The sequence below is a fragment of the Streptomyces sp. HUAS TT7 genome (genome assembly GCF_051550175.1).
Lineage (GTDB): Bacteria > Actinomycetota > Actinomycetes > Streptomycetales > Streptomycetaceae > Streptomyces.
In genome coordinates this window covers 635,544-649,558 of record NZ_CP196175.1, presented here as the reverse complement: position 1 = coordinate 649,558, position 14,015 = coordinate 635,544, and the positions used below count along the sequence as shown (strand labels likewise).

General features: G+C 71.4%; 13 protein-coding genes and 1 pseudogene. 6 read left to right on the top strand and 8 right to left on the bottom strand.

Translation table 11 applies throughout. From position 1 onward, the window contains the following. The first annotated feature begins 94 nt into the window (after positions 1–94). Positions 95–541: a nitroreductase family deazaflavin-dependent oxidoreductase gene (locus tag ACSHXC_RS03090; RefSeq protein WP_438290033.1), complete on the top strand. Its 447-nt coding sequence runs from the start codon at positions 95–97 to the stop codon at positions 539–541. 56 nt (positions 542–597) lie between these two features. Here ACSHXC_RS03090 and egtD read toward each other — a convergent pair whose 3' ends face one another. From egtD to egtA, 4 genes are read right to left on the bottom strand one after another with little or no spacing between them, the layout of a single operon-like run. Next, positions 598–1,560, bottom strand: coding sequence for an L-histidine N(alpha)-methyltransferase (gene egtD, locus ACSHXC_RS03085; protein ID WP_438290032.1), 963 nt, complete (start codon positions 1,558–1,560; stop codon positions 598–600). After that, the gene (gene egtC / locus ACSHXC_RS03080; RefSeq protein ID WP_438290031.1) at positions 1,560–2,312 is read right to left on the bottom strand and encodes an ergothioneine biosynthesis protein EgtC; all 753 of its coding nucleotides are present in this window, start codon (positions 2,310–2,312) and stop codon (positions 1,560–1,562) included. Before egtC ends, egtD begins: the two co-directional genes overlap by 1 nt. Continuing rightward, positions 2,312–3,613, bottom strand: coding sequence for an ergothioneine biosynthesis protein EgtB (egtB, locus tag ACSHXC_RS03075; protein ID WP_438290030.1), 1,302 nt, complete (start codon positions 3,611–3,613; stop codon positions 2,312–2,314). The genes egtC and egtB overlap by 1 nt, the downstream gene beginning before the upstream one ends. Next, on the bottom strand, positions 3,610–4,863 hold the full coding sequence (gene egtA / locus ACSHXC_RS03070) for an ergothioneine biosynthesis glutamate--cysteine ligase EgtA (protein ID WP_438290029.1): 1,254 nt from the start codon (positions 4,861–4,863) through the stop codon (positions 3,610–3,612). Before egtA ends, egtB begins: the two co-directional genes overlap by 4 nt. Positions 4,864–4,999: 136 nt before the next feature. On the opposite strand from egtA, the gene ACSHXC_RS03065 reads away from it, so the two are divergent. Beyond that, positions 5,000–5,848 carry a TIGR02452 family protein gene (locus ACSHXC_RS03065; protein WP_438290028.1) on the top strand — a complete coding sequence of 283 codons (849 nt, stop codon included), beginning with the start codon at positions 5,000–5,002 and terminating at the stop codon, positions 5,846–5,848. A gap of 27 nt (positions 5,849–5,875) precedes the next feature. On the opposite strand, the gene ACSHXC_RS03060 is transcribed toward ACSHXC_RS03065, so the two are convergent. Next, positions 5,876–6,337: a type II toxin-antitoxin system PemK/MazF family toxin gene (locus ACSHXC_RS03060; RefSeq protein ID WP_438290027.1), complete on the bottom strand. Its 462-nt coding sequence runs from the start codon at positions 6,335–6,337 to the stop codon at positions 5,876–5,878. Between the two features lie 71 nt (positions 6,338–6,408). On the opposite strand from ACSHXC_RS03060, the gene ACSHXC_RS03055 reads away from it, so the two are divergent. Both ACSHXC_RS03055 and ACSHXC_RS03050 read left to right on the top strand, forming a co-directional pair. After that, complete coding sequence (locus tag ACSHXC_RS03055) at positions 6,409–7,455, top strand: glycosyl hydrolase family 18 protein (RefSeq protein ID WP_438290026.1); 1,047 nt, start codon at positions 6,409–6,411, stop codon at positions 7,453–7,455. A 150-nt stretch (positions 7,456–7,605) separates the two neighbouring features. Further along, positions 7,606–8,253, top strand: a pseudogene (locus ACSHXC_RS03050) (eCIS core domain-containing protein); the annotation flags it as partial. Between the two features lie 427 nt (positions 8,254–8,680). On the opposite strand, the gene ACSHXC_RS03045 reads toward ACSHXC_RS03050, so the two are convergent. The 3 genes from ACSHXC_RS03045 to ACSHXC_RS03035 form a co-directional block, all read right to left on the bottom strand. Beyond that, on the bottom strand, positions 8,681–10,039 hold the full coding sequence (locus ACSHXC_RS03045) for a (2,3-dihydroxybenzoyl)adenylate synthase (RefSeq protein WP_438296411.1): 1,359 nt from the start codon (positions 10,037–10,039) through the stop codon (positions 8,681–8,683). A gap of 205 nt (positions 10,040–10,244) precedes the next feature. Next, on the bottom strand, positions 10,245–11,027 hold the full coding sequence (locus ACSHXC_RS03040; RefSeq protein WP_438290025.1) for a phosphotransferase: 783 nt from the start codon (positions 11,025–11,027) through the stop codon (positions 10,245–10,247). Between the two features lie 118 nt (positions 11,028–11,145). Then, a complete protein-coding gene (locus ACSHXC_RS03035) occupies positions 11,146–11,571 on the bottom strand; it encodes a sec-independent translocase (RefSeq protein WP_438290024.1) in 426 nt (141 codons plus the stop codon). Positions 11,572–12,005: 434 nt separating this feature from the next. Here ACSHXC_RS03035 and ACSHXC_RS03030 point away from each other — a divergent pair, with 434 nt between their 5' ends. After that, on the top strand, positions 12,006–12,455 hold the full coding sequence (locus tag ACSHXC_RS03030) for a DUF6542 domain-containing protein (protein ID WP_438290023.1): 450 nt from the start codon (positions 12,006–12,008) through the stop codon (positions 12,453–12,455). Beyond that, positions 12,448–14,010 carry an LCP family protein gene (locus tag ACSHXC_RS03025; RefSeq protein ID WP_438290022.1) on the top strand — a complete coding sequence of 521 codons (1,563 nt, stop codon included), beginning with the start codon at positions 12,448–12,450 and terminating at the stop codon, positions 14,008–14,010. Before ACSHXC_RS03030 ends, ACSHXC_RS03025 begins: the two co-directional genes overlap by 8 nt. Positions 14,011–14,015 lie beyond the last annotated feature (5 nt).

Here is a 14,015-nt window from a genome sequence, read left to right as displayed (position 1 = left end):
CCGAGGGGAAGATGGGAGGAGCCTCCGGTGTTGTTCCGGCGTCGGCCGAAGCCGGGCCGGCCCGCAGGTCACTGACGACGAAAGGGACCCCACCATGCCTCTCGACGGCGAGTACGAGCCGAGCCCCACCCAGTGGGTGCGCGAGCAGGTCGACCTCATCGAGCGTTCCGGCGGCACCGAGGGAATGACGATGCGCGGCATGCCCGTGATCCTGCTGACGACGCGGGGCGCCAAGAGCGGCAAGCTGCGCAAGACCCCCCTGATGCGGGTCGAGCACGACGGCCGGTACGCGGTGGTCGCCTCGCTGGGCGGCGCGCCCAAGAACCCCGTCTGGTACTACAACGTCGTCGCCGACCCCGAGGTGGAGCTCCAGGACGGCACCGTGCACACGGACATGACGGCCCGTCAGGTGACGGGAGCGGAGAAGGCGGAGTGGTGGGAGCGGGCCGTCGCCGCGTTCCCCGATTACGCGGACTACCAGAAGAAGACGGACCGCGAGATCCCCGTCTTCGTCCTGGAGGCCGTACCGGGCGGCCACTGACCCGAGGCCCTCGTGCGGGCCCCGTGGCACCAGCGCCGCGGGGCCCGCACGGCTGCTCAGCCCGCGGTCGCCAGCGAGAGCGCGAAGCGTCCGGCGGCATCCGTCCACCAGCGCGACGGCACGAACCCGGCGGCGCTCAGCTCGGCCCGTACGCCTTCCTCGCGGAACTTGGCGGACACCTCGGTGCGCAGCTCCTCGCCTGCCGCGAAGGAGACCACGAGGTCCAGCTCGGGGATCTTCACGGTCACGTCGCGGCGGGCCCGCAGCCGCATCTCGATCCACTCCTCCTCGCCGTTCCACAGCGCGACATGGTCGAAGTCGTCCGGATCGAAGTCCGCGCCGAGTTCGCGGTCGATGACGCTGAGCACGTTCTTGTTGAAGGCCGCCGTCACGCCCGTCGGATCGTCGTACGCGCGGACCAGCACGGACTCCTCCTTCACCAGGTCGGTCCCGATGAGGAGCGAGTCGCCCGGAGTCATCAACTTACGGACGGAGGTGAGGAATTCTGCGCGCTCGGCGGGCAGCAGATTGCCGATCGTGCCGCCGAGGAACGCCACCAGGCGGGGGCCGGGAGCCTCGGGCAGTTCGAGGACCTGGGTGAAGTCCGCGATCAGCGCGTGGACCCGCAGGCCCGGGTGGTCGGCGAGCAGCCCCTCGGCCGCCCCGGCGAGCGCGCTCTCGCTCACGTCGACCGGTAGGTACGTCAGCGGCGCGGGCAGCGCGTCCAGGAGCAGCCGGGTCTTCTCGGAGGATCCCGAGCCGAGTTCGACCAGGGTGTGCGCGCCGGTCGCGGCGGCTATGTCGGCCGCGCGGTGGTTAAGGATCTCGCGCTCGGCCCGCGTCGGGTAGTAGTCGGGAAGCCGGGTGATCTCCTCGAACAGCTCGCTGCCTCGTGCGTCGTAGAACCACTTGGGCGGAAGGGACTTGGGGGTCCGAGTGAGCCCGTGCAGCACATCGGCGCGCAGTGCGGCCCCGGTGGCGTCCTCGGGCAGGGTGCGGGTCAACTGGAACGGGCGCACTACTGGGGCTCCTTGAGGGGGGTGAGCAGGACATCGGTGCGGGTGGCGGCGAGCAGGGTGCGGTCGGGCACCTCGCGCCAGTACGGGTCGTCGTCGTACGGCTCGGAGGCGACGACGGTGGAGCGGCCGGGGGAGTGCAGATACCAGAGGGTGTCGCCCCAGGCGGTGGCGGTGATCGTCTCGCCGTCGGTGAGCAGCAGGTTCAGACGCGAGCCAGGGGCCGCGGCGGCCAGTTCGGTGACGGTGTCGGCCATGGCCTGGCCGGCCTCGTCGCCGCTGGTCAGCCGGTTGAGTACGAGCGCCCACACGAACGCCGCGTCGCAGCGGGCCTCCAGGCTGAGCAAGGCCTGTGCGGGCAGCGCGGCGGCGAGCGGGGCCGCGCTGCGGGGCCAGCCCCGGACGGCGCCGTTGTGACTGAACAGCCAGCGCCCGGAGGCGAACGGCGCGGCCGCCGCCTCGCCGTCCGCGCCCGCCTCGGTGGCGTCCCTGACCGCCGCGAGCACGGCTCCGGTACGCACCACCCGGGCCAGGTCCGCGAGGTTCGGATCGGCCCAGATCGGCCCGGACCGGCGGTAGCGGGCCGGCACCTGATCGCCGTCCGCGTACCACCCGACGCCGAAACCGTCGGCGTTGACCGTGCCGTGACGCTGGCGACGCGGCGCCCACGACTGCCGGTAGAGCCCGTGCGGCGGCCGCACGAGAAGCTCACCGATGCTCAACGCCGACCCTAGATAGGCCATATGACGGCACATCAGTCGGCATCCCGTGCCGTGCGGAAGCCCGCGAAGATCTGGCGCCGCACCGGCAGGTCCCAGTTGCGGAAGGTGCCCCGGCAGGCCACCTCGTCCACGGAGAACGCGCCGCCGCGCAGCACCTTGTGCCCGGGGCCGAAGAAGACCTCCGAGTACTCGCGGTAGGGGAAGGCCACGAAGCCCGGATAGGGCAGGAAGTCGCTCGACGTCCACTCCCACACATCGCCGATCAACTGGCGTATGCCGAGCGGTGATTGGCCTTCCGGGTACGCCCCGGCGGGCGCGGGACGCAGGTGCCGCTGGCCGAGGTTGGCGTGGGCCGGGGTGGGATCGGCATCCCCCCAGGGGTAGCGGCGCGAGCGGCCCGAAACCGGGTCGTGGCGGGCCGCCTTCTCCCACTCCTCCTCGGTCGGAAGCCGCCGCCCGGCCCAGCGGGCATAGGCATCGGCCTCGTACCAACTGACGTGCAGCAAGGGCTCGTTGACCGGTACCGGCTCGGTCACTCCGAACCGCCTGCGCAGCCACTCGCCGCCCTCGCGCCGCCAGAACAGCGGCGCGCTCAGCTCGTGCTCGCGGACCATCGCCCAGCCCGCCGGCTCCCACCAGCGCTCCTCGCGGTAGCCGCCGTCCTCGATGAACCGCAGGTACGCCCCGCACGTCACCGGGGTCGTGTCCAGATGGAAGGCGGGCACGATGCGGTGGTGCGCGGGGCGCTCGTTGTCCAGCGCCCACGGCTCCGTGGAGGTGCCCATGGTGAACGGGCCGCCGGGGACGAGGACTTCGGCGGGCAGGCCCTCGGTGGTGCCGGGCGGCGGCTCGGGTGCGGTGAGCGCGGCCGGGCCCTTGCGGAGCTGATGGGTGATCAGCATGGTCTCGTCGTGCTGCTGTTCATGCTGGGCGATCATCCCGAAGGCGAACGCGGCATCGGTCAGCGGCCCGCCGCGCAACGGGGTGCGCTCCAGGACGTCGATCGCCCGGCCCCGCACGTCGGCGGCGTACCGGCGCGCCTCGGCGGGGGCGAGCAGCGGAAGGGCGGGACGGGTGGCGCGCGGGTGCTCGAAGGCGTCGTACAGCGAGTCGATCTCGGGCCGGATCGCGTCCTGCCCGGCGACGGCGCGCAGCAGCCACTGCTCCTCCTGGTTGCCGATGTGCGCCAGGTCCCAGACGAGCGGTGACATCAACGGAGAGTGCTGCGCGGTCAGTTCGCGGTCGTCGACGCTGGAGGTGAGCACGCCGGTCCGGGCGCGCGCAGCGGTGAGCGCTGTCAGGGCGCGGGCCCTGAGCAGCTCCGGGTCGGTCATATGCGGATGTCCTTCGGTGGGACGGGCGAGGGGGTGTCGTCGGCCGGACATCGGCCCCGTACGACATAGCGGTCGCTGAAGGCGGCCACCCGGTCCTGGAGCTCCGGGGAGGCGCCGAGGCGCGGGAGCGCGCCGAGCGCCGCCGTGAAGCACGCGATGGCGGCCTCGCGCAGCTCGGGGTCGGCGAGCCCGTCGTGGGCGGCCGCCCGCCAGAGCGGGTTGCGGGGGGCGGGCAGTGAACCAGTGCGTTCGGCAAGGGGTTTGACGGTCCGGTAGGCGATCTCGGCAGCCTCCGGATCGTCGAACAGCGCGCTGGTCACGGCGAGCGGCACGGTCCACCCGTCGTTGCCGGGCTGTGCGTCGATCATGCGCAGCTCCAGATGGCCGCGCGGCCGCACCGGCGGGAACAGGGTGGTCAGGTGGTAGTCGAGGTCGGTACGGGTCGGCGGCCGCGGCACGCCGGTGCGCAGCCACTGCCGGAAGGTGAGACCCGGCGGCGCGGACCAGGGCCCCGCCTCGGCCCGTACGCACATGACCGGGGCGTCCAGGACGTGCGCGGCCCAGGATTCGCGGGGCGGCCCTTCGAGTGGCGGGGCGAGCGCACACACCGGGTCGATGTCGCTCCAGTTGGCCTGCCGGGTGGACCGCCAGCCGGTCAACTGATCGCCTCTCACAGGGGAGTTGGCGAACGCGGCGACGAGAACAGCCCCCAGCAGATGGGCCATCAGCCAGCGCCGCCCGAAGCCGAGCGGGCCGGGCTCCTCGTACCCGGCGTCGATGCAGACCTGGACGGAGGCCGAGGAGCACATCATGGCCCGCCCGGCCGGACCCGTACGGTCGAGATGGGCCTCCATCGCGTCGTACCGCGCCTGGCGCAGCATGCGGCGCGGGGGATGCCAGGGGTCCTGGCCGAGGCCGACGAGCGCGAGGCCGCGCTCTTTGAGGGCGGCGCGGACCGCCGTCAGATCGGCGGAGACGGTGGAGATGCACTCCATGAGCGATGCGGCGGGCAGCGAGCTGAGCTCAAGCTGGCCGCCGGGTTCGACGGTGAGCGGCGACCGCAGCGGCAGGGTGCGTAAGGCGGCGTAGGCGGCTTCCAGACGCTCGTGCCGGACGGGAAGCCGGGGGTGGTGCAGATCGTGGACGAGCCATTCCAGCTCCACGCCGACGGTGCGTGGCGGACCCGTCTTGAAGCAGATACATCGCAGCAGGTCGTCGGCCTCTGTCTCGGTCAACTCACTGGAGTTCATGGACGCTTGCCCTCCCTTCGGGGTTTGGACACACATGCCGTCCTACCTAAGTCTTTGTCGCGGCATCGCACAAGGGCGCCTGCGGGGGCGGATATTCGATTGCGACAATCTTCCGCGGACGTTCACGATGCACCGCATGAGTGCACGACTGCGCGGGATCGCGCGCCACACGGTGGAGATCACCGACGCCGGCCGGTACGAGAGCGAGAACGGCCGTACCGTGTCGATCGCCCAGCCGCTGGCCGCCGCCCTCGCGGGCACGACCCTGCACGGCCCGGAGCCGCTCGCCGTCACGCCCGACCGGGACCGCGTGACGCGCGTCGAGGTGACGGGGGAGAGCAGCCTGGACGCGGCGCGGCGGATGGTGGCGGAAGGATCGGGCGAGGCCGGGGAGGCCGAGCAGGCCGGGGCGGTCGCCGTGCTCACCTTCGCCTCCGCACGCAACCCCGGCGGCGGCTTCCTCAATGGCGCCCAGGCCCAGGAGGAAGCGCTCTGCCGCTCCTCCGCGCTGTACGCGACCCTGCTGCGCGCCCCGGACTTCTACGCCCGCCACCGCGGCGACCGCGACGTGTTCTACACCGACCGGGTCATCCACTCGCCCGGCGTCCCGGTGTTCCGCGACGACCGCGGCCGCCTCCTCGACGTGCCCTACCTCGCCGGATTCCTGACCTCGCCCGCCCCGAACGCCGGAGTGATCAGGACCCGTACGCCCGAAGAGGCGCACCGCATCGGGCCCGTGCTCGACGCGCGCGCCGGACGCGTCCTGGAGACGGCGGCCCTGCACGGCTACCGGCGCCTGGTGCTCGGGGCCTGGGGGTGCGGAGTGTTCCGCAACGACCCGGGGCGGGTGGCCGCGGCGTTCCACGACCACCTCACCGGGGAGGGCCGGTTCGCGGGCCACTTCGACGAGGTCGTCTTCGCGGTCCTGGACCGGACGAAGAGTCAGGCCACCCTGGGCGCCTTCGAGGCGGCGTTCAGGCGATAGCGGCGCTCGGCGTCAACCCGAACGGCCTCAGCGCCAGCCGTACCGTTCGCGCAGGCGGTCCGCGACCAGGGTGAAGCGGGGGAGGTCCAGGGCGCAGGCCTCGCGTCGCATGCCGCGCTCGTGCAGCCGCAGCACGCGGTCGAGGTCCACCCAGGACTCGCGGCCCTCCCGGTCCCAGGGTCCGACGCCGATCGGCACCCATTCGCGGTCGTGGTCGTGCCGCTTGCTGGACAGCTGCACCGCGAGCAGCGTACCGGCCGCCTCACGGGCCACCACGAGGACCGGCCGGTCCTTGCCGCGCCCGTCGTTCTCCTCGAAAGGCACCCACGTCCACACGATCTCCCCGGGATCGGGGTCGCCGTCGCGGTCCGGGGCGTAGGCCATGCGGACCGTCCCCACGGCGTGGGGATCGGCTTCGGTGGTGGCTGCCGGGCCGCTCTGGCCGGGGAGCGGGGGACGGTCGGTGCGGTCGTCGAGATACGCAGTCATCCGGACACCGTAGGGCCTGTACGGCCCAACCCACAGGGCGGGTACGCCTAGCGGGCGGCAGGCTCGGGCACATGATCCCTCGCTCCGGCGCACGCCTGCGCCTCGCCGTCCTGTGCGCGGCCGCCGCGCTGCTCACCACCCTCGTCCAGCCCCGGGCAATCGCCGACGAGCCGCCCCCGCGCACCGTCTCCGGCTGGCTCCCGTACTGGGACCAGGAAGGCGCCTACGCGGACGCGCTGCGGCACGCCGCCCAACTGCACACCGTCAGCCCGTTCTGGTACCAGGCCAAGGCGGCGGACAAGATCGACGGCCACCCCGGCGCGGGGGAGACCCGCATCATCGACGGGCTGCACCAGGCCGGCATCAAGGTCGTGCCGACGGTCATGGAGACGATGAAGTCCGGCGAGCTCGCGGCGATCCTCACGGACCCTCAGCTCCGTACCACCCACGTCGAGACGCTGCTCGCCCTTGTTCGCAGCCGGTCGTACGACGGCATCGACATCGACTACGAGTCGATCGCCCCGACGGGTGACGCGGACTACCCGGCCGTGCGCGCCGCCTACGCGGCCTTCGCCGGGGAACTCTGCGGACGGCTCCGCGCGTTGGCCAAGCAGTGCGTACTCACCGTGTCCCCGCAGACCGCGAACACCGGCCGGATCTGGGACTACCAGGCGCTCGGCAAGGCCGCCGACAAGGTCCGCATCATGGGGTACGACCTCCACTGGCAGGGCGGCAGCGCCGGGCCGCTGGCCAGCCCGCAGTGGTACGACGACATCCTGCGCCGGGCCACCGCACTGATCCCCGCCGACAAGCTGGAAATGGGCCTTCCGGCCTACGGCTGGGACTGGGTGCCCGACGGCAGGACCCGCCATGTCACCTGGCGCGAGGCCGAGGCGCTGCGAGTGGCGCAGGGCGCCCCCTACCACCTCGACCCGGACTCCCAGACCCCGCACTTCACATACGAGGAGGACGACAGCGTCCGCGAGGTCTGGTACCAGGACGCCGCGGGCGTCACCGCCGATCTGCCGGTGCTGCGCCGCCACGGCATCCGCAACACGACGATCTGGGCCCTGAACTTCGAGGACCCGAAGGTCTGGCCGGTCCTGGGGAAGGTATGAACATGGCGGGAATGTGACAGGGATTCGGCGTAGCCGGGTATCTGCCCTTTCGGTCGGCCGCGTACTGCCCTCACGTACCTGGCGTATGGGTCAACTCGGGCGTATCCAGGGTGAGTCGGAGTTGGATTCCTGCGCGGGAAGAGGCACCCCTTGCACGACCGAGACAACGCCAAAGAGAATGCCATCGAGAAGGACGGGCGCACACCGGCCCGCAAGCCCGAGGCCGAGGGTGGTGCGCACCTCGCCCTCCAGGGCACGGCGGGGAACGCGGCCGTGGTGCAGATGCTCCGCCAGGCCGGACACCCCTGGGCGGAGGAGCGGCACCAGCACGGCGCCGGGTGCGGGCATCAGCAGGCCGAGGAGCCGGAAGTGCAGCGGTCAGCGGTCCATGACGTGCTGCGCTCGGGCGGCAAGCCGCTCGACGACGCGACCCGTACGGACATGGAGTCCCGGCTCGGTGCGGACTTCTCGGACGTGCGCATCCACGACGACAGCGCCGCCAGGGCCTCGGCGGCGGAGGTCGGCGCCCGCGCCTACACCTCGGGCAGCCATGTCGTGATCGGCGACGGCGGCGCCGACAAGCACACCCTGGCCCACGAACTGACCCACGTCATCCAGCAGCGCCAAGGTCCGGTCGCGGGCACGGACAACGGCTCGGGGCTCAAGGTCTCCGATCCGTCCGACCGGTTCGAGAGGGAAGCCGAGGCCAACGCGACGCGGGCGATGTCCGGCGCGCCGGTGCAGCGGGCCGAGAAGGATCGCACCGTGGAAGCGGCTGGGGACGTCGCCGTACAGCGCGCCGAAGGGGACACCGCCGTCTCGATCGCCGAGGGGGAGGTCGACGAGGTCGGCCCGGGCGGCACCATCACGTACCCCAGCGTGACCAGTTGCCTGGTCATCACCGCGTACCTGCGGGACGGCGGCAAGGTGGGCGGCCACGCCAGCCTGTTCCGGATGGAGGGGAAGCTGTACTCGGACCAGATCCTGCCTGCGATCAAGACTCGCATCGGCAAGCGCCGGGTGGAATCCATCGACGTCAGGGGAGCTGTCTCGGCCTGGAACCCGGAGTACCTGACGAAAGCCATCGAGCGTTCCGAGTCGCCCGCCCCGCAGCTGAACGACCCGAACGGCATCGGCGACGTCGTGGCCACTGCGCTGAACCGGCAGCGCAACAAGGTCACCGTCCACGAGGTCCCGGACGGCACGCTGACGAGGTGACCCCGGGTCAGCTGTGCCGGCCGGCCGCTTGTTCCGCGAGGCGGCTGGTCATCACCAGGTTGCCGTCCGCGGCGCGCCGGACGAGGACGCCGGTGCGGAGGTAGCCGTCGGCGGTGAAGGCGCGCGCGTTGCGTTCGGGTGCCCGGTAGTAGCCCCGCAGGGTGTACGGACCCCGGGCGAGGAGCTCGCCGGACTCCCCCTCGGGCACGTCCTTGCCGTCGCCGCCGAGGATGCGGATCTCGTCGTCCGGGGAGAGCGGGCGGCCGTGCGTGGTGAACACGGTCTCGTCCGGGTCGTCGGACCGGGTGAGGGTGAGCAGCCCCTCGGCCATGCCGAAGACCCGCTGCGGGCGGCAGCCCAGTTCCGAGCCGATCCGTTCGGCGATCGCCCGGGGTGCCTCTCCGTCGATCTGCACAAGACGCAGACTGCTCAAGTCGGCCTGTCTGGTGGGGAGTTGATCGATCCAGGACTGGGCGGCGTCGGGGCTGAGCGACGTGATGGTGACCCGCTCCCGCCCGATGAGCGGGAAGCACTCGGCGGGTTCCGGGCTGTCGGCCAGGACCACGGTGCCGCCGACGGAGAGGGCGCCGAGGATGCCGGGGCAGCCGAAGGTGAAGTTCGACTCGGCGGGCAGCGCGGCGAGATACACGTCGTTCCCGGTGAGCGCCACCAGCTCGGCGGCGGCCCGTGCCTGGTAGGCGTAGTCGTTGTGGGTGCGCGGAATGACCTTGAGCGTCTCGGCGGTACGGCCGGAGAGCAGGAAGAGCGCGACCTCGCCGGAGCTCTGCACGAGCGCCGGACCGGGCGGCGAGTCGAGGGAGTTCAGCGGGAAGTAGTGGCAGCTCGACACGTCGGTCGAGAAGCCGCCGTACGGGGACGAGGTGCCGGGCGGTTCATAGGTGAACACCCGCCGCAGGAAAGGCCCTTGGGCCGCGATGTCCGCTGCCATCGCCGTGTGGTCGAAGCCCAGGTACGTCGAGGGGGCGACGTAACCGACGGCCTCGGTGACCCGCACGAGGTGGGACACCTCGGGCGCGCGGTACGACAGGGGGCAGAACACGGGGACCGCGCCGACCCGCATCAGCGCGAAGACGGTGCTGACGAACTCGGGCACGTTCGGCAGCTGGACGACGACCCGCTGCCCGGGCCGCATGCCGCGCAGCCGCAGCCCGGCGGCCATGCGGTCCACGCGCCGGTTCAGCTGCGCGTACGTGATGCGGGTGTCACCGTGCACGAGCGCGGTCCGGGGTCCGTACGCCTGGGCCCAGTCGCGCAGCAGGCTGTCGAGGGTGTAGCCGCGCCAGTGCCCGGCCATCCAGTAGCGGTCGACGAACTCCTCGGGCCAGGGCGTGCAACCGCTGAGCATGGATGTCACTCGCTTCCTTCTGTACGGGCCTGTACGAGCCGAGTGGGTCGGGCCCCGACCCGCTCAATGCCGGGGTACGACCCGCCGTCTGGACGTCGGCAATCCAACCTCCAGCCACCCCCGCACTCAATGCGCTATCCCGACCAGGGACGCTGATTTCGCTCAGCAGAAGGTCCAATGGGGGCCGCTGACCAGCGGATACGGTCTAGCGGCCGGCGGGAATCCAGAAGGAGGCGGGCAGCGCTTCGACTTCGAGGGCGGCCTGGCGCAGGTCGGCGGCGACCGGTGCCAGCGCGGTGTAGACGGGGTCGCCGCTGGCAGCCATGCGGTCGATCACGTCGGCGTTGGTGCGGGCGCGGGCGGCGACCACGGTCCCGAACGCGGACCGGTCGCCGTCGTAGCCGTAGGCATCGAGCAGCAGGTGCAGACGCCGGGCCCGGTCGTCGAACGCGGTGAACCCGGTCTTCTCGGCCAGGCGACGGGCGTGCAACGGCACCCAGGTCAACGCCATGAACGCCAGATCGAACTCGCGCGAGGAAGGGCTGGCGGTGTCCCAGTCGAAGAACCCGGCCAGCTCGCCGTCCCGCCATACCGCGTTCCACGGGGCGGCGTCGTGGTGCCCGATGACCAGCCCCGGCCGCCAGGTCTGCCCGGCGAGCCAGCGCACGCCGGTCGGCGGGACGAACGTCTCCGTCGCATCGTGCAGCCGACGGGCCCAGCGGCCGACGTGCACCAACGCGGTGTCCGAGTACACCCACGCGGGCCACGGAAGATCCTCGCCGGCGGTCTCACCGACGAGATGGGTCAGGACCTCACGCCCGTGCTCGTCCATCCCCAACACCCGCGGCGCGCCGCCGAACCCCACCTCCTCCAGATGACGAAGCACGGCGTGCACGGCAGGAGTCCAGGGCTGTACGGGCCGGTGGACGGCATCCCCGATTCGCACCGCACCGACGGTCCGGCCCCCGGGCAGACGCTGCTCATCCATGCCCTGGTTGTACCGCACGCCGGACCGCCTGCGCCTCCGCATTTCCCGGCAGTGGAGCCCGGGGCCCACGCCTGGCCCGCCCCGGCCGCCGCGAGCATCCCGCCCAGCCGGGCGGTGGTCACGTGGCGTCGGGGTCGAACACGTGCCGCGTCGACGGTGTTGCTTGTGCTTCCTTGGTCAGTGAGACGGCGCCCGGCGCCCGGCCCCCGCCGTCGGCCGTGTCACGCACGGCGGCCGTGATCTCTTCCAGTTCGGGGCGTGGGTCGAAGGCGTTGCGGATCTCCTCCACCCCGGCGAGGCCGTCACCGTCCAGCACGTGTTTGCGTACGAAGGTCTTCGGGTGGAGGTCCTCGAACTCGAAGTCCTTGAACTCCGGGCCGAGTTCTGAGCGGAGGTCGTGTTTGGCGCTGTCTGCGAAGGCTCGAACCCTGCGCAGGACGCCGGTCGCGTTCCGGATGAACTCGGGCAGCTTGTCCGGCCCGAAGACGAAGATCGCGACGATGGCGATGGCGACCACTTTCATCGGGCTCAGTTCAGTGAACATCCGCTCGCTCCTTGATCGACAAAGCACCCGCTCGCCGCGAGCGCGACGGGCCACACTCCTTAACACTTTAAAGCTTGCGCAAGTATAGAACCGTCGGCTTCTGTGGTTCGCCCTGTCGGTCGCGGTCGTGGAATCGCTGGATGTTCGGCTTGGCGGAATGCGGTCCCGGCGCAGGGTGCTTGGCGCCAGGTCGTGACTCTCGTCACGGGTCACGATGCTTGCAATATTGCGTAAGTCTGCAACCAATGGGATGGGCGGTACGTCTACCTCTGCGGAAACGGCATGAGGGGTGGCCGTAGCGGGTCGCGGGAGGGGAGCCTCTCGGACGGACTGATGAGGACGGGTGCATGCAGCAGCGATATCCGGCTGTGCCGGGCGGCAATCCGCCGCGGCGGGAGCCCGGCGGAGCCGGTCCGGTACGCGGAGGGCGGACGGTGCCCGTTTCTCCATCTCCGGGTGAGGTGGCCGGGCGCCGGTCCCGGTCGGCCCGCGGCCGTGGACCGACGCGTGCTGCTCTGGCGCTGACCCTGGTGGTGCCGCCGCTGACGGGTGCCTGTGTCGATGCTGGGCTCGGCTCCGGTTCCGGGTGGGGGCTGCTGGTCGGCGGTGTGGTCGGTGCGGCCGCATCGGCCGTGCTGGGGGCCAGGCGAAAGGCGCTGTCGTGGGTGGCGCCGCTGCCCGCCCTGGTGGTTGCCGCGCTGGCCGCGGCGGTGCGCCTGGCGACAGGGCCTTCCGGCGCCGGCGGCACGTCGACGTCAACGGACCTGGTCCGGTGGGCGGTAGCCGTGTTCCCCGCCATGGCCGCCGCCGAGTGCGCGGTACTGGCCGTGCTGGCGGTACGCGGCCTTGAGTCCCTGCGCAGCCGGAGGCGCCACCATGCCTGACACCCCTTCCTCCCGCCCGCCGGGCCGCCGCCGCACGTCGTCGCCCGGTTCACCGGCCGCCGGCCGCACGCGCCGGCCGGGGTGGGTCGTTGCGCTGCGCGCCCTGGTGTGGGTGACCTCCGCCGTCGTGCTCGTCGGGTGTGGCGTGACGTGGTTCGCGTACCGGTCACTGACGAACGGCCTCACCACGTCGGACGCCCTGGACGCGGTGAAGAAGAACGCGCCCAAACATCTCGACAGTTCGGTGAACCTGTTGCTGATAGGCCTTGATTCGCGCAAGGACATGAACGGCAACGACCTGCCGAAGGAGTTCGTCCAGGACCAGTTGCACGCCGGGTCCAGCGAGATCGGCTACTACAACACGAACACGCTGATCCTGATGCACATCCCGGCGGACGGCGGGAAGGTCAGCGCGTTCTCCATCCCCCGGGACGACTACGTGGAGACCCTCAACGGCGACGGCTCCTCCCAGGGCGAGCACAAGATAAAGGAGGCGTACGCCAACGCCTACACCGGCGCCAGCGAACGCCTCTCCAAGCAGGGCATCAAGGGCCCGGACCTCGAAGGCAAGAGCCGCGAGGCCGGACGCGAGGCCACGCTCGCCACCGTGCAGAAGTTCACCGGCGTGCCGATCGACCACTTCGCCGAGGTCAACCTGCTCGGCTTCTACGACATCGCCAAAGTCCTCGAGCCCATCACCGTCTGCCTCAAGCACCCGGTCAAGGACCGCTATTCCGGCGCGGACTTCCCCGCCGGGGTGCAGAAGGTCGACGCCAAACAGGCCCTCGCCTTCGTCCGCCAGCGCCACGGCCTCGACAACGGCGACCTCGACCGCACCCGCCGCCAGCAGGCCTTCATCTCCAGCATCACCCACCAGCTCAAGGACGAGGGCCTCTTCGGCGACCTGGGCAAGCTGCAAGGACTGTTCGGCGTCATCAAGAAGGACCTGGTCCTCGACAGCACCTGGCAGGTACTGGACTTCGCCCAGCAAGCGCCCAACCTGACCGGCGGCAACGTCGAGTTCCACACCCTGCCCATCACCGGATTCGCCACCCGCAAGGGCGAATCGGTCAACCTCGTCGACGCCGAGAAGATCAAGGCGATCGTCCAGCAGACCTTCGCCCCCAGCCCCGCCCCGTCCACCGCACCCGACGACGGTGACTCCAAGCCCGGCGCGAAGGCCGCACACGCCACCGTCGACGTCCGCAACGGCAACGGCAGCGGTGGTCTTGCCGACACCGCACTCAAAGCCCTGACCGCACTCGGCTACACCGCAGGCCAGACCGGCAACGCACCCGCCCAGGCCCACACCACCGTGGCCTACGGAGCAGGCGCCCAGCAGGCCGCCCAGCAGATCGCGTCCCGCCTCAAGACGGGCGCGGCCACCGCGGGCTCCACCATCCCGGCCGGACATGTGCGCGTCACCCTGGGCCGCGACTACACACCCCCGGACAACAAGGCGCCCTCACCCGCTCCCAGCGACACCGCCTCCGCGGCGGACACCGGGGACAGCGGCCCGGCGGTCAAAGCCGGCGGAGTGCCCTGCGTCAACTGACCCGC